General features: G+C 64.9%; 16 protein-coding genes and 1 pseudogene. 5 read left to right on the forward strand and 12 right to left on the reverse strand.

Features of this window, described 5'->3' with window-relative positions; all coding sequences use genetic code 11:
- Nucleotides 1-63: 63 nt before the first annotated feature.
- The gene (locus IT472_RS01365; RefSeq protein ID WP_297177243.1) at nucleotides 64-1038 is read right to left on the reverse strand and encodes an MBL fold metallo-hydrolase; all 975 of its coding nucleotides are present in this window, start codon (nucleotides 1036-1038) and stop codon (nucleotides 64-66) included.
- Nucleotides 1039-1137: 99 nt separating this feature from the next.
- Between IT472_RS01365 and IT472_RS01370 the strand changes: the two genes are divergently transcribed.
- From IT472_RS01370 to IT472_RS01380, 3 genes are all read left to right on the forward strand, one after another.
- Entirely contained in the window at nucleotides 1138-1749 is a 612-nt protein-coding gene (locus IT472_RS01370) for a TIGR00730 family Rossman fold protein (RefSeq protein ID WP_297177245.1), read from the forward strand.
- Nucleotides 1746-2744, forward strand: a complete 999-nt coding sequence (locus IT472_RS01375) for a YhdH/YhfP family quinone oxidoreductase (RefSeq protein ID WP_297177248.1) — start codon at nucleotides 1746-1748, stop codon at nucleotides 2742-2744. Before IT472_RS01370 ends, IT472_RS01375 begins: the two co-directional genes overlap by 4 nt.
- A gap of 61 nt (nucleotides 2745-2805) precedes the next feature.
- On the forward strand, nucleotides 2806-3180 hold the full coding sequence (locus IT472_RS01380) for a response regulator (RefSeq protein WP_297177250.1): 375 nt from the start codon (nucleotides 2806-2808) through the stop codon (nucleotides 3178-3180).
- Between the two features lie 74 nt (nucleotides 3181-3254).
- Here the strand turns inward: IT472_RS01380 and IT472_RS01385 are convergent, their stop codons facing one another.
- Both IT472_RS01385 and IT472_RS01390 read right to left on the reverse strand, forming a co-directional pair.
- The gene (locus IT472_RS01385) at nucleotides 3255-4166 is read right to left on the reverse strand and encodes a DnaJ C-terminal domain-containing protein (protein WP_297177252.1); all 912 of its coding nucleotides are present in this window, start codon (nucleotides 4164-4166) and stop codon (nucleotides 3255-3257) included.
- Nucleotides 4167-4273: 107 nt separating this feature from the next.
- A complete protein-coding gene (locus IT472_RS01390; protein ID WP_297177254.1) occupies nucleotides 4274-4759 on the reverse strand; it encodes an Hsp20/alpha crystallin family protein in 486 nt (161 codons plus the stop codon).
- Between the two features lie 141 nt (nucleotides 4760-4900).
- Between IT472_RS01390 and IT472_RS01395 the strand changes: the two genes are divergently transcribed.
- Nucleotides 4901-5383, forward strand: coding sequence for a peroxiredoxin (locus IT472_RS01395; protein WP_297177257.1), 483 nt, complete (start codon nucleotides 4901-4903; stop codon nucleotides 5381-5383).
- Here IT472_RS01395 and pbpC read toward each other — a convergent pair.
- Nucleotides 5345-7813 (reverse strand): penicillin-binding protein 1C, encoded by a 2469-nt coding sequence (gene pbpC / locus IT472_RS01400; RefSeq protein ID WP_297177260.1) that lies wholly within the window; start codon nucleotides 7811-7813, stop codon nucleotides 5345-5347. The two genes, IT472_RS01395 and pbpC, sit on opposite strands and share 39 nt — an antisense overlap.
- 85 nt (nucleotides 7814-7898) lie before the next feature.
- Nucleotides 7899-12842, reverse strand: a complete 4944-nt coding sequence (locus IT472_RS01405) for an alpha-2-macroglobulin (protein ID WP_297177263.1) — start codon at nucleotides 12840-12842, stop codon at nucleotides 7899-7901.
- Between the two features lie 222 nt (nucleotides 12843-13064).
- Here IT472_RS01405 and IT472_RS01410 point away from each other — a divergent pair, with 222 nt between their 5' ends.
- Nucleotides 13065-14234 carry a chromate transporter gene (locus IT472_RS01410; RefSeq protein ID WP_297177265.1) on the forward strand — a complete coding sequence of 390 codons (1170 nt, stop codon included), beginning with the start codon at nucleotides 13065-13067 and terminating at the stop codon, nucleotides 14232-14234.
- Nucleotides 14235-14296: 62 nt separating this feature from the next.
- Here the strand turns inward: IT472_RS01410 and gyrA are convergent, their stop codons facing one another.
- From gyrA to IT472_RS01445, 7 genes and pseudogenes are all read right to left on the reverse strand, one after another.
- Entirely contained in the window at nucleotides 14297-16870 is a 2574-nt protein-coding gene (gyrA, locus tag IT472_RS01415) for a DNA gyrase subunit A (RefSeq protein WP_297177268.1), read from the reverse strand.
- A gap of 152 nt (nucleotides 16871-17022) precedes the next feature.
- Nucleotides 17023-18084, reverse strand: coding sequence for an S-methyl-5-thioribose-1-phosphate isomerase (gene mtnA / locus IT472_RS01420; protein ID WP_297177271.1), 1062 nt, complete (start codon nucleotides 18082-18084; stop codon nucleotides 17023-17025).
- Nucleotides 18085-18246: 162 nt separating this feature from the next.
- On the reverse strand, nucleotides 18247-18966 hold the full coding sequence (locus IT472_RS01425) for a DUF3011 domain-containing protein (protein ID WP_297177274.1): 720 nt from the start codon (nucleotides 18964-18966) through the stop codon (nucleotides 18247-18249).
- A gap of 185 nt (nucleotides 18967-19151) precedes the next feature.
- Nucleotides 19152-20108: an EF-P lysine aminoacylase EpmA gene (gene epmA, locus IT472_RS01430; protein ID WP_297177283.1), complete on the reverse strand. Its 957-nt coding sequence runs from the start codon at nucleotides 20106-20108 to the stop codon at nucleotides 19152-19154.
- Between the two features lie 56 nt (nucleotides 20109-20164).
- Nucleotides 20165-22264, reverse strand: a complete 2100-nt coding sequence (gene ligA / locus IT472_RS01435) for an NAD-dependent DNA ligase LigA (protein ID WP_297177277.1) — start codon at nucleotides 22262-22264, stop codon at nucleotides 20165-20167.
- 71 nt (nucleotides 22265-22335) lie between these two features.
- Entirely contained in the window at nucleotides 22336-23052 is a 717-nt protein-coding gene (gene zipA / locus IT472_RS01440; protein WP_297177280.1) for a cell division protein ZipA, read from the reverse strand.
- A 13-nt stretch (nucleotides 23053-23065) separates the two neighbouring features.
- Nucleotides 23066-23647 (reverse strand): annotated as a pseudogene (locus tag IT472_RS01445) (chromosome segregation protein SMC); the annotation flags it as partial.

Consider the following 23647-nt stretch of genomic DNA (forward strand, 5'->3'; position numbering starts at 1 on the left):
CCCGGGCGGATGTGTTCGAATACATCGAGCGACGCCATAACCCAAGGATGCGACGCAGAGTCATCAGACAAGATCAGAAGTTTTCAGCTCTTTCCAAACCGTCCGTGATTTCGGGGTAGAACCCGGGCTGTCCGTGCGCAGCAGCGGGTTGCTGTGGTTCATGTGGATGAAATAGATCTTGCCTCGTTCGCTGGCGGGAAGATCGGCGAGCAGGTCCATCGTGTGCGTTACCAACGGATGCGGAATCTCGTCCATGTTGCGTCCCGGCAGTTCGTCCATGCTGTAGAAGGTGGCGTCGACAAGGGCGTAGTCCACGGTTTTCAGCAGGTCGCGCAAGCTGCGGCCCCAGGTTTCCCAGCGATCGATGTCGGGGATGAACAGCGCCGATTTGCTTGGGCCACGGATCAGAAAGCCCACCGTTTCGGAATACTCGTCACGATGCGGCACCCGCAGCGGTGTCACCGTGATCCCACCAGGCAGCGGCGTGGCCTGTCCATCCTCCAGCGGCTTCAAGGCGATGTTGTGCAGGGCGACGAGCTGACTCCATGGCCCGTTGTCTGTCAGGAACGCGCGCATCCTCGGCATCGCGTACACCGGCACGTCCTTCGCGCCCATCACCTCGCGACCGAACTGCATCAGGCCGACGTAGTGGCCGATGTGAGCATGGGTCAGGAACACGCCGCCGAAGGTGTAGCGCGTATCCGGCGCTTCGACTTCAAGCGTGTAGAACTGCTCGGGAAAATTCGGCGTGGCATCGAACAGGTACTTGTTCGATGCAGCAGGCACGATCAGCCCCAGGGATGCGGTCGGATGGCGCAATTCCGGATGCTCCCAGCCCGGCATGCAGTGCGGCTTGAAGCAGCCGGCTTGCGGAAAGCCACCGTCCTGCGCGGTACCAAGGACATACAGATAGGGTGAATCTGGATGCTGCTCCAACGACGCACCGGCAGCCGCTGGCGATGCACCGCCGGCAAGACCACTGAACACCAGCAGGGCCAGCGGCAACCACAGGGCCTGCATTTTCGTGACGACCGCCATGGCAACTCCCGTTCGCTTGCGCTGATCACCGCCATCCTAACGCCGGCAAACCGTCACCCTGCACCCGCGCCGACGCGGAGCCGATGGCACAATGGCAGGATGAAATCGATCTGCGTCTATTGCGGCTCCAATGCCGGCAACGATTCCGCCTATGCCGCCCTCGCCCGCGACTTGGGCACGCGCCTCGCCGGCGACGGCATCACCCTGGTCTACGGTGGCGGCAATGTCGGCCTGATGGGGATCGTGGCCGACGCCGTACTCGCAGGCGGTGGCGAGGTGATCGGGGTGATCCCGGAGCAATTGGTCAACTGGGAGGTGGCGCACAAGGGTGTCACCCGGTTGGAAATCGTCGATTCCATGCACACGCGCAAGGCGCGCATGTTCGCGCTGGCCGATGGCTTCATCGCCCTGCCCGGCGGCTTCGGCACGCTGGATGAAATGTTCGAAATGCTGACCTGGCGGCAGTTGGGCCTGGGCCAGAAGCCCTGCGCGTTCCTTGATGCCAATGCCTTCTGGCAACCGATGATGACGATGCTGGACACGATGGTGCGCGAGCGCTTCCTGCACGTGGACCAACGCAATGATCTCTGGCACGGCAACGACATCGCCGCCCTGCTCGACTGGATGCATGCCTACGTGCCCGCGCAAGCCGACAAGTGGCTGGACGAGAAGCGCCGCAGCCAACTGAAGCTGACCTCGGAGGATGTATGAGCCTGCCTGCGCGCTTCCGCGCCTTCCGCATCCACAATGACGCTGCCGGCTATCACAGCGGGATCGAATCGATCGCCCTCGATGACCTCAATGCGGGCGAGGTCGTCATCAAGACGGCCTATTCCTCGGTCAACTACAAGGATGCCCTCGCCGGAACCGGCAAGGGCAAGATCCTGCGCCAGTTTCCGCTGGTCGGCGGGATAGATATTGCCGGCCACGTCGTGGCTTCAACCGATGCCAAGTTCAAGGAAGGCGACGCGGTCCTGACCACCGGCAGCGGCCTCTCGGAGACCCGCGATGGCGGCTATTCGGAATACGCAAGGCTGGACGTGCGCTGGGTGATTCCCCTGCCAGCCGGCCTCAACCTGCGCGAAGCGATGATCCTGGGCACCGCCGGCTTCACCGCCGCGCTCGGCCTGCTGCGGATGGAAGACAACCGGCAAACACCGGAACTCGGCCCGCTGGCGGTCACCGGCGCCACCGGCGGGGTCGGTTCACTGGCGGTGGCGATCTACAGCCAGGCCGGCTACGCGGTCCACGCGATCAGCGGCAAGCCGGAACATGCCGACTATCTGCAGTCGCTGGGCGCAAGCCAGGTGCTGGGGCGGGACGCACTGGCCACGACCCGACCGATGGACACGGCCCGCTTCGGCGGCGGCCTCGACAACGTCGGCGGTCCGATGCTGGCGGCCCTGCTGGCGCACACCGCGCCCTACGGCAATGTCGCCAGCTGCGGGCTGGCGGCCTCCCCGGACCTGCACGCCACCGTCATGCCCTTCATCATCCGCGGGGTGTCCCTGCTGGGCGTGGCCTCGGCGGGAACCGCACGCGACATCCGCGAGGAAGTCTGGCGGCGGCTGGCCGGGCCGTGGAAACCGCGCCAGCTCGACGCCATCTGCACCCGCGAAGCCACGCTGGACGAGTTGCCGACCGTGTTCGACACGCTGCTGGCGGGCGGTGCGCTTGGCCGCACCCTCGTGCGGGTAGGAAATTGATCTGGGCGCTTGCACGAATAAAGGCGTTGGCTACAATTCAACTGGAAACCCGGGGATCTCCATGGCACGCATCCTGATCGTTGACGACTCACCCTCCCAGTTGATGAGCATCCGCCGCATCGTCGAGAAACTCGGCCACGACGCGCTCACTGCCGAAGACGGGGCGGCCGGGGTCGAGGCTGCCAAGCGCGAAGTGCCTGATCTCGTCCTGATGGACGTGGTGATGCCCAATCTCAACGGGTTCCAAGCCACCCGTTCGATCACCCGCGAACCGACCACGCGCCACATTCCGGTGATCTTGGTCACCACCAAGGACCAGGACACCGACCGCGTCTGGGGCATGCGCCAAGGGGCGAAGGCCTATATCACCAAGCCATTCAGCGAGGCCGAACTTGCGGCGGTCATTGCCCAGTACGTAGGCGGTAGCGCGGCGTAACCCTTCCTGCGGGAAAGGCGCGTACCCATGCCAGTCACGAGGCTGGACACAGGTGCCGTGGCGGTTGTTCCCGGCTAATCGCGCCGCCAGTCGTTTCCGAATGCATCCCGCATCGTGGCATAGGCCTTGCGTTGTGCCTCGTTGTGCGCAGGTGGGGCAAGGATTTCCAGTTCTACGATCTGGTCACCGGCACTGCCTTGGCCATCCGGCAGGCCGCGGCCGCGCAATCGCAGCTTGCGCCCGGATTCCGAGTTGAGCGGAATCTTCAATTCAACTGCGCCACCCAGCGTCGGCACGCTGACCGACGCTCCCAATGCAGCCTCCCATGGCGCAACCGGGAGGACGTAGATCACATTCAGCCCATCCACCTCGAACTGCGGGTCTGCCGCATATTCGATTTCCAACATCAGGTCACGCCCGCCCTGCGCTTGCCGAGCCAACCGGATCACCTGACCCGGCCGGACGCCCTTGGGCACACGGACATCCAAGGTGCGTCCGTTGATGGTGATGCGAACGCTGTCGCCATCATGGACGGCCCTGAGAGGAACCGCCAGCCGGGTGCGAGTTTCCCGTGTGCGTGCTGCGCCGGGACGCTGCTGCCCTGGAACAGGACCACGCCCACGACCGAACAGGTTTTCGAAAAAATCCGAAAATCCTCCCCCTGCGCCACCACCGGCAAAGATTTCCTCGAAATCCACGTCCGGCCTTCCGCCACCCTGGCGGTAGCCGAACCCGCCAGGCGGGGGGCGCACTTGGTCGCCGGGACGGTAACCGCCCGCGCGCAACTGGTCGTAGGCCTTGCGTTTGTCGGGATCACGCAGGGCCTCATAGGCCTCGTTGATGGCCTTGAAGCGCTCCTCCGCACCCTTTTCCTTGCTGACGTCCGGGTGGTACTTACGTGCCAAGCGACGATAGGCGGTCTTGATTTCCGCCTCACCGGCGCTGGGTTCGACCCCGAGGATCGCGTAGTAGTCCTTGAATTCCATCGCCTGTCCTGCTCACGGCGCCGAGCCTCGCTCGACGCCCGAAAAAATGGCCCGCGACATGCGCGGGCCATCAGTTTACGGCAGTCGCCGCGATGCAATACCCGCGATCACGAGGTGCGCACGCTGCCGGCTCCAACCTGGATTCGCCGTGGCGTGGTTTCCGCGCGCTTGGGGATGCAGATTTCCAACACGCCATTGCGTCCATCCGCCGTGATTCTTTCGGCGTCGGCAGTGTCCGGCAACGCGAAGCGGCGGTGGAAAACGCCATGGCAGCGCTCGATCCGGCTGTAGTGAGGATCGTTCTGGACGAATTCGCTCTTGCGCTCGCCCTTGATCGACAGGATGCCCTTGTCCATCAGGATCTCGACCTCAGCCGGGTCGACCCCGGGCAAGTCGGCCTGGAGGACGAAACGGGCATCTTCCTCGCGGATGTCGACGTGCGGCGTCCATTCGCGAGTGACTACCGACGGGCCATCGCCAAGGCCGCCGATTTGGAGGAATCGGTCGAAGAACTGGCGCAGGTCGTCCTGCTGCAACCGCTGCCCGTCGCACTGTTGGCTGCGAACCGAGCGCGGCCCAAGGGTGTGCTTCATCGTGTGCATGCTGATCTCCAAGTGAATGCGGCCGATGGCCAACTGCACCCGATATGGGATCATGCGACTGGCTTGCAAGGCATGGCGCCGCAAACCGGCCATTCCCATTTATCTGATTTTTAGGATCCAAGGAGCGTTCTCATGCATATCCAACCCGGCGAGCGCATTCCGGAAGCGATCCTGCAATTCATCGAGGGTGGCGTGCACAAGGTCGACACCACGACGCTATTCGCGCATCGACGCATGGTGCTGATCTCGGTTCCTGGCGCGTTCACGCCCACCTGCTCCGAACGCCACCTGCCGGATTACATCGCGCATTTCGATGCATTCCAAACACGCGGGATCGCGCTGGCATGCATGGCGGTGAATGATCCTTTCGTGATGCAAGCCTGGGCCAGGGAGCAGCATGTGCCGCACGGCATGCGCATGCTTGCGGATGGCAATGCCGAATTCACCCGGGCATTGGGCCTGGAATTCGACGCCAGCGGTTTCGGCATGGGCGTGCGCAGCCGGCGATTCGCGCTGTATGCCGATGACGGGATCGTGCGTGGCCTGTGGGTGGAGGCGCCCGGAGAATACCGCGTCTCAACGGCCGGTAACGTGCTCGCGCAGCTTCCCGCCTGAGCCACCCGTAGGCGCGTCATTCGATGGTAGCGCGAGGATCGAGAAGCGCAGGCTGTCCCAAGCACCACTGTTGGCCAGAGCAGTCAGTTCGTGTCGCCCCGGCTCACTGAACGCATGCAGGAACGGACGCCCGCCTTCGCTTTCGGCAAACCAGCGGCCATCCAGCAACCATTGCACTTTGGACAGGGTGCCCAGCGCTCGTAGGGTCACGTGCACCCCACCCGTCTGGCCCGGTGCAGGCGCCAGCATGCTGTCGCCATTGATGCCTTGGATGCGCAGTGTCTCAAGCGCGCTGCGGCCATCTTCGGTACAGTCCGCTGCCAACGGAGGCAGGCGCGAGGCTTCCTGCCAGCTTGCGGGAAGCCAAGGGCCCAACAGCGCCGGCCATCGCGCTATTTCCCGCGGCATGGAGACATGGCCGGCGGTGCACGTTGCCGACAACCGCAGTCCGCTGGTTGCATCCACCTCGAAACGTTCGCGACCGGCACTCCAGCGGCGCGCATCACGCTCAGGGAAGGTTGGTGGGATCACGCCATCCAATGTCCACGCCCGCATGCGCTTCATGCAAAGGCCAGGAGGTTGGGCGTCGACGGCGATCCCCAGCGGCCAGCAGATTTCGACTTCGGCAACATTGGCCGGGGCCGGCGCATCACGGGCATCAGCGATGGTTCGCGGCAAGCTGTCCACCACCTCGAACAGCAACGGCAGTGCGGTGACGGCGCCGTACTGGCCAGGCAGTGGCGTTCCATCCGGACGCCCCACCCAGACCCCAACCGTGTAACTTGTCGTTGCACCGATTGCCCAAGCATCACGGAAACCGAAACTGGTGCCGGTTTTCCATGCAACGCGCGTGCCTCTGCGCTGCTGGAACATGCCCTCCGGATCGCCGGGGCGGGCGCTGCGGGAGAGGATTTCGCGGACGATCCAGGCAGCTCCCTGCGAAAGCAGGCGCCGTTCGATGCGCGGCGCATCCGGGGTATAGCGCACCTTGCCGGCGATACCGCCACGCTGAATCGACGAGAAGGCCCCGACCAGATCCTCAAGGCGAGCGCCGGTGCCACCAAGGATCAAGCTCAGGTTCGGTTGGGCTCCCCGGGGAAACTGCAGGCGAATCCCGGCATGCTCGAGGCGGGCGGCAAACCGCGCCGGCCCGATGCGGTCCAGCAAGTCCACCGCCGGCACGTTCAATGACAGCCGCAGCGCTTCGGCGGCACCAACCGGGCCATTGAACGCAGTGTCGAAATTGGTTGGACGGTAGGACCCGAAGGATTGCGGCGCATCGACCAGCAGGCTTTCGGAATGGATCAGGCCGTCATCCAGCGCCATGCCGTACAGGAATGGCTTCAGTGTAGACCCCGGCGAGCGTAGCGCCCGCACCATGTCGACGTCGCCCAACCGCTGGCGATCACCGAACTCCACCGAGCCCACGTAGGCGCGCGCCTCCAGGCTGGCGTTGTCGACCACCAGCAGCGCTGCAGACGTGCGCGGTGGCAACATCGAGAAATAAGCCCCGACGCGATCCTCGAGCGATCGCTGCAGGGCAGGGTCGATGCTGGACACGATCCTGCGTGTCGCCGGCCGTTCCACATGCAAGCGTTGCGCCAGCAAGGCTGCATCCATGGGATTGCGCAAGCGCCTAGCGATCACGCCCTCCACGCGCGCATCTTCGACCTCGGCGTGGGTCCAGACCCCGCTGCTGGCCATCCGCGCCAACAGCTTGTCGCGCGCAACCTGTGCCGCCTGCGGGTCACGATCCGGCCGCAGTCGGCTGGGTGCTTGCGGCAACACCGCCAGCAGCGCGGCTTCGGCACGCGAAAGCCGACGCGCCGGTTTGCCGAGATAGGCCCAGCTGGCCGCTTCAACGCCTTCGATGGTGCCGCCGAATGGGGCTCGCTCCAGATAGATCGTCAGGATTTCGCGTTTGGACAGGTGGGCTTCCAATTGGAGTGCGCGCAGGATCTGCCGCAGTTTCCCGCCCACGCTGCGCGTTCCCTTGCCGTGCAGCTTCGGATCGACGATCCGTGCCACCTGCATGGTCAGGGTTGAGCCTCCGGACACGATTCGCCGCCCTGCAACCAGCTGCACGGCGGCCCGCGCCAGGGCCACCGGATTGACGCCCGGATGACGCCAGAACCAGCGATCCTCGTAACCCAGCAGTGCCTGCAGGTAAAGCGGCGAAACGTGCTCAGGCGACGCCGGGTAGCGCCAGATGCCGCGGGCGTCGGCGAATGCACGCAATGGACTGCCATCGCGTGCGACAACGACGGTGGAAAGATCTCGTCGTCCGGGCAGCGGCAGGGGAAACGCAAGGTCCAGCACCAGCAGCAGGGCCAGCAGCGCAGCGGTGCCCCAGCGCAGCCACAGCAATCGCCGCCGCCACGCTTTCCGTGCAGGTATCACCGGCTTGCCGGGTCCGGCGGTCAGCGCCATCCGTGCGATCGCGCCACCCCGGACCGTGCTGGATCCACGACCGGGATGGCTGGCTTACCGCTTGTCATGACTGCCGTTCGGATGCTCACGGCTCCACCACGGTCAGGCTGGCCGGAACTGATTTGCCAACGCCGCGCAACCACGGCCGGTACATGTCCTCGAGCAACGGCGGCGGCACCGTGTACACGCCCGGGGTCACGGCGCGCAGCAGGTAGTAGACATGTGCCGTCGTACCACTGCTGAGTTCGATCGCGGCCACGTAGCGGTCGTCGCGGAACTCCTCGTGGTTCACGTCGGCTTCGGTGGAGCGTTCACCCAAGTCAACGCCGTCGATCGACACGCCGGACCACTGCTCGTTATCGCCCAAGTTCATATTCTCGATTTCAAGGCCTGCCGGCAGCAGGTCGGTGAGCAGCGCATTGGTGATCCGTTGGTCGGAGGTGATCGACACCCGCACGACCAGCACTTCTCCCTCCTTGAGTGGTCGTGGCGTCCACGGTTTGCCGTCGGTGCTGAACAGCGTGCGTTCGACCTTGATGACGCTGGCATCGGGCGCGGGCGCGGTGCGCGGCACCCCGGCCACATCGAGACTGGCGAAGAACGGCGGCTGCCCCTGCGGGAGGAAACGCAGGCCCCTGGACAGGGTGGCGTAGTCGAAGTCGCGGGCAAAGCTCCGTGCTGCGGCAATGACCTGTGGGGTTTCGCCGACGGTCAGCGTTCCTGACACTTCGCGGACCTGGCTCGCCAGCAGCACCTTGCCCAATCGGGCAAGCGCGATCTGCTCCTGGGTGCTCAGGTAGAACCACGGCGCGCTGCGACGCGCCTCGAGCTCGCGACCAAGGTCGATCACCCGGGCATCATACGCAGACTTTGCGTAACCGCGTTCGTGGGTCAGGGCGATCATCAATGCAAGGTCGCGCATCGGGCTGCCATAGTCGCCCAGCCAACCGACGCGTTCGCCCTTGAATGCAAAGCCGGCGGCGATTGCCTTGTCGCCGCGGATCCGATCCCCTTGCAGCGACAGCGCCAGGCCCAAATGCACGAGCGGAAGCCCCTTGAGGGCCTTGCCGCGGTCATTGTCATAGAGTGCGCGAAGCGTGCCCAGCGGGGCGCGGTTCACGCGTGCGAGGACATACCCGGCGTAGGCCTTGTAAGCAAATTTGAGGTGTTCGCGATTGTCGCGGCCATAGAACTGGCTGCCATCGGTCAGCAGGTCTTCGCTGAGTCGCTGCAGCGCCTTCTGCAGGACCGCATCTGGAATCGCGAAACCGGCGTCGCGGGCATCAAGCAGGAATTCGGCGATGTATGGGGTAAGCAGTGGATCGACGTTGTTGTCGTTGCCTCCCCACATCGAGAAATGTCCACTGGACTCCTGCAAGGAGGCCAGTCGACCGAATGCGCCATCCATGCGCGCACGCCGTTGCGTGGCATCCAGCCCGGACACGCCGAACCCGCGCGCAGTGGCCGCATCCAGTTCCAGCGCCGCGTAGCCCTTGCTGGTGGTCTGTTCGGCGCATCCATAGGGGTATTCGAGCGCACCACGCAGCGCGGCCCCGAACGGAATCGGCGGCAATGCGCTGACCTGCATCCGCGCCCGCACCGATCCCGGCAGCAGCCCTTCGGCGATGCCGGCGTCAAGGTTGACCGCCTCGCCCGAGCGCAACGCCAGCGTCCGCGAGCGCAATACCGAAGGCCAAGCCGGCCGGACCGGGAGGTCGTAGCGACGGTCCACCTTGAATCCGTTGCCCTCGACGCGAACGCGCACTTGGGCGGTACCAAAGCCATCTTGGGCGGCCAGCGGGAAACTCAGCGTGGTCTTGGCCTGCACGCCGAGGGTAACGGTTCGACTGCCGTTTGCGATCGCCGCAGGGCCAATGCCTTCCACCTGGACAGCGAAGCTGCCCGGCTTGCCGGAATAGTTGCTGACGTCCAGGGTCACCGTGCCGCGGTCCCCGGGTGCCATCACCCGCGGCATGCTGGCTTCAGCGACGATCGGCGCACGGACCAGCACTTCGGCGTCGCGGTTGCCGTACTGGCGGTCGGCATACACGAGTGTGGACAGCCGCAGGGTTCCGTTGAAATCCGGCGGACGCAGGGTGACCCGCGCCGTACCCTTGGAATCGAGTTGTACCGGCCCAGAGAACAGGTCGACGGTCTGCACCCTTGAGGTCGGTCGACGTGCCTGCGGCAGAGCCGCCAGCGCAATGTCGCCACCGAAGCGGATGCGCGCGGTGCCGCCGTCATAGCTTTCGATCACGCGCCCGTAAATGTCGTAGGCATCCACCCCCAGCCGGCGCTGGGCGAAGAAATGCGTGTTCGCGTCCGGCACTGGATAACGGGTGATGTTGAGGATGCCGACGTCGACCGCCGACAGCGTGGCCCACGCCTGTTTCCCGGCCAATTGTGGTGCGGAAATCGTGACCTGGAGCGGATCGTTCGGCCTGACCTGCGGTTGTGCCGTTAATCCAACCGGCACTCGTCGGTCGCTGCGATTCATGGGCACGAAGACTTCGCCAACGGCGCGGCTCGGGGTGATCTTGCTGGCCGCGCTGCCGCCCCGGAACACCAAGGCGGTGATGTAGACGTCGTGGCGTTCCCACTCTTGGGTCACCGGGATCTCGACCACCGTGCCGGCCTTCACGTCCACGGTCCGCACAAACAGCATGTGGTCGGTTTCGACCATCACCAAACCATTGCCTGCATGCGGCGGGGTCAGGGTGAGCTTGAGCGTGTCGCCGGCGCGATAGGCGGTGCGATCAAGCGCGAGCTTGACCTTGTCTGGACGCGCGTCGAGGCCACGATTCTCGTCATCCCAGCCCCAGCCGGCCTGGAACGGGTAGCGCATGGTCAGCCGGGTTTCCGGGTCGTAGACATCCACCCGATAGTCGCCCCACTCCACCGGGAAATCGAGCCGGACCGCGGTTGCGCCGGCGTCCACGGTGCGGGTTTCCACGTTTTCGAAGCGACGGGTGAAATCGTAATTCCAACCGCCACTGTCATCGTGGATCCAGTGGTAATCCCGGCGTTCGCGTACCAAGGTCACCTTGAGGCCCTTGGCCGGCCGCGGACGGCCATCGGAGCCGAAGCGCATCAGTTCAAAGCCCGCGCGGGTGTTCGCTCCGGATCCGTCGGCATCATTGAACAGCGGGCGTACGCCAACCAGCGCATCGGCCGGCCACAGGGTGCGACTGACACTGCGGTTGACGCTGCGGCCGCCAGATTCAAACAGGCTGCCGGCGACCACGACCTTCACCGGGGTATCGCCCTTCACTTCCTTCGGCAGGGAAATATCCTCGCGCAGTTCTCCGCGCGCATCGAGTTTGGCGTCGATGACATCACTGACCTCTTTCGGCAAGGCCACCGTGGGGTCACCGAAGAACCAGCCCCTGGCGGCTTCCAACGGGTGCTGGTCGACCACCACCGCCATCTTCGCGGTGAAGCGATTGCCGTCGGCTGGCGCGCCATACAGATAGGCGCCCTTGGCCACCAGCTGCAGCGGCTGGCCTGGGCGCAGCAGGGTGCCGCCGGCGCCAAGATCGAGCTTCATCCGCTCCGGCAGGAACTCCTCGATCCGCAGTTGCATGCCCTGCACTGCGTCCTTGCTCGCCGGATCGGTGCGGAATTCGACCTGCCAGCGGCCGGTGGGGGCTTCGGCGGGAATGGCACGCTCGAACTGGAAGTAACCTCCGGCCTGCGGCTGGATCCGCGATTCGACAAAGGTCTTGCCGTCAGGCTGCTTCAGGCGTACGAACAGGGTCTGAGGCTTACCGTCGCGCCCCGTCACCGGGCGACCGTCGAAGTCGCGCAGCAGCGCGGAGATTCGGACGGTCTCGCCGGGACGGTAGAGGTCGCGGCCGGACCATGCGAATACGTCGAACCACGATTGTGGGCGCCCGGCCACGGCGAATTCGGACAGGTCCAACGCCGGCTGGTTGAACCCGAGGATGGACATGTCTTTGCCACGCCGGGCGACGATCACCTGTCCGGCGTCGAGGGTGTAGTTCAGCAGGGCATTGCCGTTGCCATCCGTGCTGGCTTTGAAGATCGCCTCGCCACGCGCATCGAGGATCCGCAGGTCGACGCCACCGATCCCGTTGCCGTCGTTGAGCGAGGCCGTGTGGACGAACAGCTTGTCCTTGTAGGCGCGCACGTGCAGGCCGATGTCGCTGACGGTGAAATAGGCGACTTCATACTCGTCCTTGAAACTGCCTGACCGCTTCATCACCGCGAAATACAAGCCGGGTTGCTGCAGTTCGGCGATGTCCTGCACCGGCAGGTAGGTCAGCACGCGCTCGTTGGGCTTGCCACCGATGACGAAGCGATTGACGTAAACCGGATCTGCAAGGCGTGCGATCGGAGGTCGGCTGTCCTTGTCGTCTGCGTCGTACCAGGACGGATCAAGGTCCCAGCTGCCGAAGCGCCCGCCCCGCTGGTAGCTGGCGAGGAACCGAGGCAGCGCAGAATCACGCACGCGCATGAACTCGACGTCGACTTCGGACACGTTGACCGACACCACCGGCAGCCCACGTGACTCGCGCGCCGGCAGCACGCTGCCCTGCGAAGCGAAGCCGACTGCAGGCGCCAGTTCGCCGGTATAGACCTTGAGTTCGAGGTCCTTGCCGATGGTCGATCCATCGGCAGCAGTCAGGGTGGCCGCTATCCTGACGGTGTAGTTCTTGTTCGGTTCGACGTAGGGAAACCGCAGCGTCTTGCCGTCGTCCGACAGCACCCAGCCGCTGCCGTCCTGGCCCTTGGCGTCGATGGCCAGCAGCTGATCGAAATTCTGGGTTCCCACCAGCGCCCGCGAAAACTCGATCGCCAACGCCAGGCTGTCTTCACGCTGGTCCGGAAATGCGCGCACCACCGCGAAGCCCCTGACGGCGTCACGGTGGGCCTGGATGGGTTCGCCCCCTGCAACAGGCAGCTGACCACCGGTATTGCGCTTGCAGGCGGACATCCCAAACGACAGCACCCCAGCCAGCAACAGCAGCGCCACGAAGCGCAGCGCATCCATCCCCAAACGCTTCATCACGGCCTCGTCCAGAAGTGACCCTTCGCGAGTATAAGACGCGAAAAGAACGCGGAAACGGCCGGGCCTGATACAAGAGCAGCCAGCCGAGATTCACGATCCGGCTGCATCCGTGATTGGCTTTTCTGGCGCAAGATTGCAGCAAGGGCCCGGCAGTCATGCCGGTACGTCGATCCGGCAGGATGCCTCTCTCTGCAGGGGAGGGCTGGAGCTCACTCAATCATGCAGCCTCTCGATCCTCCGCACTACAAGCTCCGGGAACTTGCTGGATATTTCCTCAAGCTAGGGACGGTGGGATTTGGCGGCCCGGTGGCGCTGGTGGGCTACATGCACCGCGATCTGGTGGAGCAGCGTCGCTGGATCAGCGAATCCGACTACAAGGAGGGGCTGGCGCTCTCCCAGATCGCGCCTGGCCCGTTGGCTGCACAGCTCGCGATCTATCTTGGCTACGTGCATTACCGAATCCTCGGCGCCACCCTGGTGGGGCTGGCCTTCGTATTGCCATCGTTCCTGATGGTGCTCGCACTGGGCTGGGCCTATACGCATTTTGGTGGTTTGCCGTGGATGCAGGCGGTGTTCTACGGGGTCGGCGCTGCGGTCATCGGCATCATTGCGATCAGCGCCCAAAAGCTCACGATCAAGAACATTCGCAAGGATGGACTGCTCTGGGGCATCTTCACCGTGTTGGCAGCCGTCACAATCATTACCGAAACCGAAATGGCGCTGCTGTTCATCGCCGCAGGGCTTCTGGTGTTGCTGCTGCGGGGGCGGCTCGGCAACCGGACCTCCAGGCCGCTGTCCCTGTTTCTGGCGCCGATAGCTCTGCCCCAGGTGGCCTTGGCCGCTGCGGGCGAGAGCCACGTCCTCATCCAGATTGCCTATTTTTTCACCAAGGCTGGCGCATTCGTATTCGGCTCGGGCCTGGCCATCGTGCCTTTCCTGTATGGCGGCGTGGTGACCGAATATCGTTGGCTAAGCGAACAGCAATTCGTGGATGCAGTCGCGGTTGCCATGATCACTCCCGGCCCGGTCGTCATCACGACCGCGTTCATCGGCTACCTTGTGGCGGGCGTGCCGGGCGCGTGCGTCGCCGCCATCGCCACCTTCCTTCCCTGTTACCTCCTGACCATCCTGCCCGCACCCTATTTCAAGAAATACGGCAAGCACCCGGCACTCAAGGCCTTCGTGGACGGGATTACCGCAGCGGCCATCGGGGCAATTGCCGGTTCGGTGGTGATACTGGCGCAGCGGGCCGTCGTGGATGTGTTCACAGCGCTATTGGCGCTTGGCGCCGGATTCGCGCTTTGGCGCTTCAAGTCGGTAAAGGAGCCGGTCGTCGTTCTCGCGGCAGCACTGCTCGGTTCATGGGTGCATCCCATGCTGAGTAGTTGATTGCCTGAATGTACTGGACAAGGCCCATTCCTATGGATAGGGCCATGAATCAGGGCGACTGATCAGGGGCTCACCCCATTGCCATCCGCGGCACCACCCTCGTCCTCGTCCAGCGACGCGTCGAGGCGTTCAACCGCTTGCAGTTTCTCGCCATCGGCCAGCCGCATCAGGGTGACGCCCTGGGTGTTGCGGCCCACCTGCGAAATGGCTGAGGCCGGCGTGCGCACCAGGGTGCCGCCATCGGAGATCAGCAGCACGTCGTGGTGGTCGGACAGCTGGATCGCGCCGACCAGCGCGCCGTTGCGCTCGCTGGTCTTCATCGCGATCACGCCCTGGGTGCCGCGCCCCTTGCGCGGGAACTCGTCCAGCACGGTGCGCTTGCCGTAGCCATTCTCGCTGGCCGTCAGCAGGTCGCCCTCGCCGTCGAGCACCACCAGGCTGACCACCTGCTCGCCCTTGGCCAGTTTCATCCCGCGCACGCCGGTGGCGGTGCGGCCCATCGGGCGCACGGTCTCACCGGCAAAGCGCACGGCCTTGCCATTGCTGGCGAACAGCATGATGTCGCGGGTGCCGTCCGACAGCTCGGCATTGACCAAGGCATCGCCCTCGGCGAGGTTGATCGCGATCTTGCCGCGTTGCAATTGGTAGGCGTATTCGGTCAGCGGGGTCTTCTTCACCGTGCCGCGCTTGGTGGCGAAGAACACGAACTTGCCGTCCTCGTACTCGCGCACCGGCTGCACGGCCTGCACCTTCTCGCCGGCTTCCAGCGGGATCCAGTTGACGATCGGGCGTCCGAGCGCATTCGGCCCGGCTTCCGGAATCTGGTGCACCGGCAGCCAGAACACCCGCCCGTTGCTGGTGAAGGTCAGCAGGGTGTCGTGGGTATTGACCAGCCACAGCTGCTCGATGAAATCCTCGTCGCGGGTTGCTGCTGCATTGCGCCCCCTGCCGCCGCGGCGCTGGGCGCGGTAGCTGGTGGCCGGCTGGCGCTTGACGTAACCGGCGTGTGAGAGCGTGACCACCACGTCTTCCGGCGCGATCAGGTCGAGGATGTCGAGGTCTTCTTCCGAGGCACGGATCTCGCTGCGGCGCGGATCGCCGAACTCGGCCTTGAGTGCGCGCAGTTCGCTGCGGATCACGTCCAGCAGCACCGCCGCGTCTTCGAGGATGCGGATCAGGCCGGCGATGTCCTCCAGCAGCTGGCGGTATTCGTCGGTCAGCTTGTCCTGCTCCAGCCCGGTCAGGCGATGCAAGCGCATCTCGAGGATTTGCTGGGCCTGGGTGTCGGTGAGCTGGTAGCCATCGTCCAGCAGGCCCACGCCCTGCGGCAGGTCCTCGGGCTTGCTGGCTTCGGCACCGGCGGCGGCCAGCAATGCACCGACCAAGCCCGGCGGCCAGCGCCGCGCCAGCATGCGTTCCTTGGCGACCTGCGGGCTCTCCGAGGTCTTGATCAGCTCGATCATCGCGTCGATGTTGGCCAGCGCGACGGTCAGGCCTTCCAGCACATGGGCACGCGCACGCGCCTTGCGCAGTTCGAAGATGGTGCGGCGGGTGACCACCTCGCGGCGGTGGCGCACGAAGGCTTCGAGGAATTGCTTCAGGTTCAGCAGCTTCGGTCGGCCATCGACCAGCGCCACCATGTTGATGCCAAACACCGACTCCATCTGGGTCTGCTGGTAGAGATTGTTGAGCACCACCTCTGCCGACTCGCCGCGCTTGATCTCGATGTAGATCCGCATGCCGTCCTTGTCGGACTCGTCGCGGCGCTCGCCGATGCCTTCGATCTTCTTGTCCTTGACCAGCTCGGCGATTTTCTCGATCAGCCGCGCCTTGTTCACCTGGTACGGGATCTCGGTGACGATGATCGCTTCGCGGCCGCTGTCGGTGACCTCGATCTCGGTCTTGGCACGCATCCGCACCCGGCCGCGGCCGGTGCGGTAGGCCAGCTGGATGCCCGCGGTGCCATTGATGATGCCGCCGGTCGGGAAATCCGGGCCGGGGATGAACTGCATCAAGGAATCGATGTCGATGTCGGGATCGTCGATCAGCGCCAGCAGCGCATCCACCACTTCGCCGAGGTTGTGCGGCGGGATGTTGGTCGCCATGCCCACGGCAATACCGGCGGACCCATTGACCAGCAGGTTCGGCACCCGGGTCGGCATGACCGTGGGTTCGAGTTCCTTCTCATCGTAGTTGGGCTGGAAATCGACGGTGTCCTTGTCGATGTCGGCCATCAGCTCGTGGGTGAGCTTGGCCATCCGCGCCTCGGTGTAACGCATCGCCGCGGCATTGTCGCCATCGACCGAACCGAAGTTGCCCTGCCCGTCCACCAGCAGGTAGCGCAGCGAGAACGGCTGGGCCATGCGCACCAGGGTGTCGTACACCGACTGGTCGCCGTGCGGGTGGTATTTACCGATCACGTCACCGACGATGCGCGCCGACTTGTAGTACGGCTTGTTGCTGTGCGCGCCCAGCTCGTTCATCGCGTACAGCACGCGCCGGTGCACCGGCTTGAGGCCATCGCGGACGTCGGGGAGTGCGCGCCCCACGATCACGCTCATGGCGTAATCGAGGTAGCTGCGGCGCATCTCGTCTTCGAGCTTGACCGGGATGATTTCCTGCGCGAGATCGCCCATCGTGCGTCCGTTTTCCTGTCGTCGCCCAACACGCAAGCGGGGACTGCGAAAAGCCAGTCCGCATGCGGGTTACGCGGGGGTTCCTGAGATTCGGAATTGTACCATTCCGGGCCGTTCAAAGCACCCGGAAGGACGCCTGCGCGCCTTGTGCTTCAGCCGCCGTGGAACAGGCGCATGCGCTCCGGATCGGGGCGTTCGAGCACACCCTGTTCAGTGACGATGGCGTCGATCAACCGGTGCGGCGTGACGTCGAACACCGGGTTCCAGGCGCGCACGCCCTCGGCCACCGTGCGCTCGCCGCGGAAACTCAGGAGCTCGGCCGGATCGCGCTGCTCGATCTCGATCTGCGCGCCCTCACTTGTTGCCATATCGACCGTGGACGACGGTGCGATCACCATGAACTTCACCCCACAGTGGCGGGCCACGATGGCGAGCTGGCAGGTGCCGATCTTGTTGGCGACATCGCCATTGGCGCAGATCCGGTCCGCACCCACCACCACCCACTGCACCGCACCGCTGCGCAGCAGGTGCGCGGCGGCGGAATCGGCGATCAGGGTGGCATCGATGCCATCCTGCTGCAGCTCCCACACGGTCAGCCGCGCGCCCTGATTCCAGGGCCGAGTTTCGGTCGCGTACACACGCTGGATGCGATCCTCGGCCACCCCGGCACGGATCACGCCAAGCGCAGTGCCGAAGCCTGCCGTGGCCAGCGAGCCGGTATTGCAATGGGTCAGCACGCCACTGCCGGGGGCAATCAGTGCGGCACCCAGACTGCCCATGCGCCGATTGGCAGCCAGGTCTTCCGCCTCGATGGTGGCCGCTTCCCGTTCCAGCACCTGCTGCCAATCACCACCTGCCGACACCAGGACCCGCCGCATCCGTGCCAAGGCCCAGGCCAGATTGACGGCCGTCGGGCGCGATGCGTTCAGCCGTTGCAGGGCCGGTTCCAGTTGCTGCAGGGCCTCTGCGCCTGATCCGGCCTGCACGTCACGTGCGGCCAACACCACGCCCCAACCCGCGGCGATCCCGATTGCCGGCGCACCACGCACCACCAAGTCATGGATGGCCCCGGCCACGGCATCGCTGCCGCTGAACGCCAGATATTCCTGCTTGAACGGCAACACGCGCTGATCAAGCAGTTCCAGTGCCACGCCGGTCCAGCGCAGCGGGCGCACATGGTCGTAGCGGTCGTAATCGATGTTGGTCGCAGTCATCTCGCCATTTCAACACGAAGCGCCCGGCCAAAGCTGACCGGGCGCTTGGGATTACGCGGGTTGTTCAGCGTTGACTGTCGGCCGGGGTTGGACGGCCACGCATTGATCACACTCGTGCCTGATCCGCGCAACCATTGGATACACCGCGATGTCGCATTGCGCTCAATAGCTGCGGAACTCGGCGCGGCAGCCGTTCGAGACCCAGATGCCGACCCGGCCGTAGCCCCAGCTGCGTCCCTGGATGCACGGTGCGTTCGAGAGCTGTCGGATCAGTTGCACTCCAGAACGCACATTGGCCGGGCATTCGCGGGTGCGATTGTCGATCGACTCGCAGCGGAACACGCGACCACCGTAGCCGGAGTCATCCCATCCGCCGCGGCCGCTGGCGAAGTCTGCACGGCACCCCTGCGACACCCAGACCGAGTTGCGGTCAGCGCCCCAACTGCGGCCTTCGATGCACGGCGAATTGGACACCTGCCGAACCAATTGCGGTCGTCCGCGACCCGGGACCGTACAGCGGTTGTAACGGCCATCATGGGATTCGCAACGCACGGTGCCGCCATAGCCACCGCGATATCCCTGGATCCGGAAATCCGCGCGGCAGCCGTTCGACACCCAGACGCTGCGGCGCCCTTCGCCCCAACTGCGGCCCTCGATGCAAGGCGCATTGGAGATTTGCCGTTCAAGGACTGCCCGTCCATCTCCGGTCGGGCACTCGCGGGGGCGATTGTCGATCGATTCACAGCGGATGACTTCGTCGTACCTGCCATAACCCTGGCCATAGCCCTGACCGTAGTCTTGGGCAGAGGCTGGCGGTGCGTAGAGGATGGCAGACAGCGCAATCCCGGCAAGCGCGGCAAGAGCAGAAAGAGCGTTGTGCATGTTTCGATTCCCCTCGATGGATAGACGCGGATGTGGGCTGGTCCTGTCTCGGTCGGGGTAGCGAACCGCGGCCAGAGCGTCGCGCCAACCCATCCATGGAACCTGCAACTGCGTGGCGCGGACTTTGTTTTGCCATCCCGGACCGGGAATTGCAAACCTTTTCGAGCACCCGCAAGGGGAACGGTTCAGGCGCCGGGAAAGGCAATCGTGACCACGTCCCGGATGCGATCCGTACCCAACAGTGCCATCAGCAATCGATCAACGCCCAGTGCCACGCCGGCACACTGCGGCAGCAGGGGCAAGGCTGCCAGCAAGGCAGAATCAATCGGCGGTAGCACGTCACCACGCAATGTGCGCCGTTGCAGGTCGTTTTCGAACCGCTGCCGCTGCTCGTCCGCATCGCACAGCTCGTGGTAGCCGTTCGCCAACTCGAACGAACCGAGGTACAGCTCGAAGCGCTCGGCCATTGGCGGATGTCCACCACGAATGCGCGCCAGCGCGGCTTGGCTGGCAGGCCAGTCGTGCACCGCCGTCATCACATCGTCGGGGAATCCGGGCTGGATGCGGTGGGTCATCAGCAGGTCCAGCCAGTCATCGCGCGACAGCCCTGACGGATCGATCATCTCCTCGCCCAACGCGGCACGCAGTTGTTCGTCCGAGGCCTCGAACGGATCCAGCCCCAGCACATCCTGGTACACGTCGCGGTAGGAGGTGATCCGCAGCGCCGCCGTGCGCCCGACCAGCGCCAGTGCGGCATTCACCAATTCAACGGCTTCCTCGAGCAGGCGCAGGTGGTCCCAGCCAACGCGGTACCACTCGAGCAAGGTGAATTCGGGGTTGTGGCGGCCACCAGCTTCGCCGTTACGAAACACCCGACCCAGTTCGTAGCAATCCCCAACTCCGGCCGCCAGTAAGCGCTTGAGTGGATACTCGGGCGAGGTGCGCAGCCAGCGCCGACGTGCGCCGGCATCGCCGTGACCGGAAAATTCGGTATGGAAGCTGGCGATGTTCGGTTCGGTATTGCCGCATGCCGACAGGATCGGCGTTTCGACCTCCAGCACGCCGCGCGCGTGGAAGAATTCACGGAACAGACGATTGATCCAGGCGCGCAAGCGCACGGCATCACGCTGCGCCGAGGGCATCCACGCAGCATTGGCCGCGCTCCCACTGCGCCAACCCGGGCCGGGTTGGAACTTGCTCATGCGTGTTGGGCCAAGTAGGCAAGCAATCGGGCTTCATCCCAGATTTCGATGCCCAACGCCCCTGCCTTGGCGAGCTTGGACCCGGCGTCCGTGCCTGCGATCACCAGCGCAGTCTTCTTCGACACGCTGCTGCCCACTTTTGCACCCAAGGCCTCGAGCCGATCCTTGGCCGCATCGCGGGTCAGGGATGCCAAACCGCCCGTCAGCACCACCGTCTTTCCAGTCAGTGGTCCCGCGTCGGCACTGGCCGGTGCGCCCTCCGGCCAGTGCACGCCGGCAGCGTGCAGGGCAGCAATCGCTTCGCGGTTGTGCGGTTCGGCGAAGAAATGGGCAATCCGGGCCGCCACCACCGGGCCGACGTCGGGCACCTGCTGCAGCGTTGCTTCATCGGCATCCAGCAACGGCGTTAGCGCGCCGAAATGTCGCGCAAGCGCCTTGGCCGTGGCCTCGCCAACGTCGCGGATGCCCAGCGCGAACAGCAGCCGCCCAAGCGTCGTGTCACGGCTGGCAGCAATCGCCGTCACCAAGTTTTCCGCCCATTTGGTCGCGATCTTGCCGGCCATTTCGGATTCCGGCAGCTCGCCCACTGCTGGGTCGGCGCGCTGTTTCATGGCCACGAAATCATCGACGCTCAGCCGATACAGGTCGGCAATTCCGTGCACGAAGCCATGGTCGACCAATGCATCGACGATGCGCTCCCCCAAGCCCTCGATATCCATCGCCCGTCGGGAGGCGAAGTGGATCAGCGCCTGCTTGCGCTGCGCCGGGCACACCAGCCCGCCGGTGCAGCGGGCTACCACCTCGCCATCGATGTGCTCGATCGCCGAGGCGCAGTCCGGGCAGCGCTCCGGGAGTCGGTAGGAAGGGTGCAGTGGCTGGCCATCGGCACCACGCGGGCGGCGCGAATCGATCACTTGGACCACTTCCGGAATCACGTCGCCGGCACGCCGGATGATCACGCTGTCACCCACGCGCACGTCTAGGCGTGCGATTTGGTCGGCGTTGTGCAAGGTGGCGCGACTGACGGTGACGCCGCCCACCTGCACTGGGGTCATCCGCACCCAGGGCGTGACTGCGCCGGTGCGGCCGACGTTGACTTCGATCGCCTCCACCGTGGTCGCCACTTCCTGCGCAGGAAACTTGTGGGCGATGGCCCAGCGCGGTGCGCGAGAAACGTGCCCCAAGGTGCGCTGCTGGTCGTAACGGTCGAGCTTGTAGACCACACCGTCGATGTCGTACGGCAGGGTATCGCGCTGTTCTCCGATGCGGGTGAAGTACGCCAGCAATCCGCAGCTGCCGCGGGCGGTATCGACCAGCAGGCTGACCGGAAACCCCAGCCCACGCAGCCATGCCAGCGTCTGCGAATGGGTCAGCGGCAACGCGACCTCGGCACTGACTTCCCCCAGCGCATAGGCATAGAACGCCAGCGGACGCCGCGCGGTGACGTTCGGATCGAGCTGGCGCAGCGAGCCGGCGGCACCGTTGCGCGGATTGGCCAGGGGCTTGTCACCGTTCGCCAGCGCGCGTGCGTTGTACTCCTCGAAGCCCTTGCGCGGCATGTACACCTCGCCGCGAACCTCCAGCACCGCCGGTGGCTGGGTGCCGCGCAGTTGCAGCGGGATGGAACGGATCGTGCGCAGGTTGGCAGTGACGTTTTCGCCGGCGGCACCGTCGCCGCGGGTGGCGCCAAGGACGAAGCGCCCGTGCTCATATCGCAGGCTGATGGCGAGTCCATCGAATTTGGGCTCGACCGAAAACACGGGATCGGCCTCCCCGGTCTCCTTGGCAATGCGCGCAACGAACTCTTCGACCTCTGCAGCGCTGAACGCGTTGCCCAGCGACAACATCGGGATCGCATGTTCGGCCGGCTCGAAGCGACCCGAGGGTGGCGCACCGACGCGGCGCGTCGGTGAATCCGGATCCGCCAGCTCCGGATGCTCGGCTTCCAGCGCATCGAGTTCACGGAGCATCGCGTCGTATTCGACATCCGGAATCTCGGGATCATCGAGTACGTGATACCGATGGCTGGCCTCGTGCAGGCGACTGCGCAACTGCGCGGCTCGTTCTGCGGGGTGGACTGCGGGGCTCATCGCCATGGATTGTCCGTGCGTTCCTGCAAGGGCGGGACAGGCGTCACGACGGTCACGCCAGCCCCGGTGGGATCGCATTACCAGCGTGATTTCGATCCCAGGGGTGGGACTGCGTTCTGGCGGTCGTAGGCACGCAATTCCTCGCGGATGTGCTGGATGCGCTGGCGTCCAAGTGCATTGCGCTCCTGATCGAGCACCACGCCATCCAGCAGCCCGGCCATGCGCTGCGCCGCAGGCTCCATGGTCTCCCAGGCATCGAGCGCAGGCAGCGGTGCCGGCAGGGTAAGGAACAGCGCCAGCGCAGGGGTTTCCAGCTCGCCGATCTGAGACATGTCGAAACTGCCGGGCTTGATGATGTTGGCCACGCTGAAGATCGGACCTGCGTCCGGGCGACCGTCGACGAGGCGGTGGTACACGCCCATGTAGCCGTAGGTCAGGCCGGCCTTTTCCGCCGCCACCACGATGTCCGGCCCGTGCAGCAGGTTGCCGGCCTTGGCTGCGACGTACAGCGCGATGATCTTGTCGTAATCCTCGTTCGGGCGTTTTCCCGGCTCTGGCTGCGATGCGTTGTCTGGTAACGGAAGTTCGCCTTGCGCAACCGGGGCCTTACCCCAGCCGTCGGCCAATTGATCGGCGAGGGATGGCTCGCTGCGGTCTCCCGCGTGACGTCCTCCACGCGCGCCACGCAAGTCACGCGCACCGTTGTTGCGGCTTCGACCGAAGTAGATGATGGCGCCCAGCAACAGCGCCATCGCCACTGCGATGCCAATGCGCAGCAAGGTCAGGTCGGACATTGCTTCATTCTCCTCAGACAGCGCCCGCAAGGCGCGCGGCTTCGGCCAGGTCAACGGAAACCAACCGCGACACGCCGGGTTCGCGCATCGTCACGCCCGACAGCTGTTGGGCGGCCTCCATCGTGGCCTTGTTGTGGGTGACAAACACGAACTGTACCGCTTCGCTCATCTCGCTGACCATGGCCGTGAAGCGTCCGACATTGGCCTCGTCCAGCGGCGCGTCGACCTCATCGAGCAGACAGAACGGCGCCGGATTGAGGCGGAAGATCGAGAACACCAGCGCCACCGCCGTCATCGCCTTCTCACCGCCTGACAATAGCGAGATGCTCGACACCCGTTTCCCCGGTGGTCGCGCCATGATGGTGACACCGGTATCCAGCAGGTCTTCGCCGGTCAATTCCAGATAGGCATGGCCGCCGCCGAACAGGCGCGGGTACAGCTCCTGGATGCCGGCGTTGACGCGATCGAAGGTGTCCTTGAAGCGGCTGCGGGTTTCGCGGTCGATCTTGCGGATCGCCTCTTCCAGCGTCTCCAGCGCGGCGGTCAGGTCGGCGTTCTGCGCGTCCAGATACTCCTTGCGCTTGGCCGCTTCGGC

This window comes from Thermomonas sp. (assembly GCF_020850895.1).
Taxonomy (GTDB): Bacteria; Pseudomonadota; Gammaproteobacteria; order Xanthomonadales; family Xanthomonadaceae; genus Thermomonas.

What these genes read in the sequence shown, in the direction of transcription:
- IT472_RS01365 (WP_297177243.1), bottom strand. Translation starts at nt 1,038, where the DNA reads ATGGCGGTCGTCACGAAAATGCAGGCCCTGTGGTTGCCGCTGGCCCTG.
- IT472_RS01370 (WP_297177245.1), top strand. Translation starts at nt 1,138, where the DNA reads ATGAAATCGATCTGCGTCTATTGCGGCTCCAATGCCGGCAACGATTCC.
- IT472_RS01375 (WP_297177248.1), top strand. Translation starts at nt 1,746, where the DNA reads ATGAGCCTGCCTGCGCGCTTCCGCGCCTTCCGCATCCACAATGACGCT.
- IT472_RS01380 (WP_297177250.1), top strand. Translation starts at nt 2,806, where the DNA reads ATGGCACGCATCCTGATCGTTGACGACTCACCCTCCCAGTTGATGAGC.
- IT472_RS01385 (WP_297177252.1), bottom strand. Translation starts at nt 4,166, where the DNA reads ATGGAATTCAAGGACTACTACGCGATCCTCGGGGTCGAACCCAGCGCC.
- IT472_RS01390 (WP_297177254.1), bottom strand. Translation starts at nt 4,759, where the DNA reads ATGAAGCACACCCTTGGGCCGCGCTCGGTTCGCAGCCAACAGTGCGAC.
- IT472_RS01395 (WP_297177257.1), top strand. Translation starts at nt 4,901, where the DNA reads ATGCATATCCAACCCGGCGAGCGCATTCCGGAAGCGATCCTGCAATTC.
- pbpC (WP_297177260.1), bottom strand. Translation starts at nt 7,813, where the DNA reads ATGGCGCTGACCGCCGGACCCGGCAAGCCGGTGATACCTGCACGGAAA.
- IT472_RS01405 (WP_297177263.1), bottom strand. Translation starts at nt 12,842, where the DNA reads ATGAAGCGTTTGGGGATGGATGCGCTGCGCTTCGTGGCGCTGCTGTTG.
- IT472_RS01410 (WP_297177265.1), top strand. Translation starts at nt 13,065, where the DNA reads ATGCAGCCTCTCGATCCTCCGCACTACAAGCTCCGGGAACTTGCTGGA.
- gyrA (WP_297177268.1), bottom strand. Translation starts at nt 16,870, where the DNA reads ATGGGCGATCTCGCGCAGGAAATCATCCCGGTCAAGCTCGAAGACGAG.
- mtnA (WP_297177271.1), bottom strand. Translation starts at nt 18,084, where the DNA reads ATGACTGCGACCAACATCGATTACGACCGCTACGACCATGTGCGCCCG.
- IT472_RS01425 (WP_297177274.1), bottom strand. Translation starts at nt 18,966, where the DNA reads ATGCACAACGCTCTTTCTGCTCTTGCCGCGCTTGCCGGGATTGCGCTG.
- epmA (WP_297177283.1), bottom strand. Translation starts at nt 20,108, where the DNA reads ATGCCCTCGGCGCAGCGTGATGCCGTGCGCTTGCGCGCCTGGATCAAT.
- ligA (WP_297177277.1), bottom strand. Translation starts at nt 22,264, where the DNA reads ATGGCGATGAGCCCCGCAGTCCACCCCGCAGAACGAGCCGCGCAGTTG.
- zipA (WP_297177280.1), bottom strand. Translation starts at nt 23,052, where the DNA reads ATGTCCGACCTGACCTTGCTGCGCATTGGCATCGCAGTGGCGATGGCG.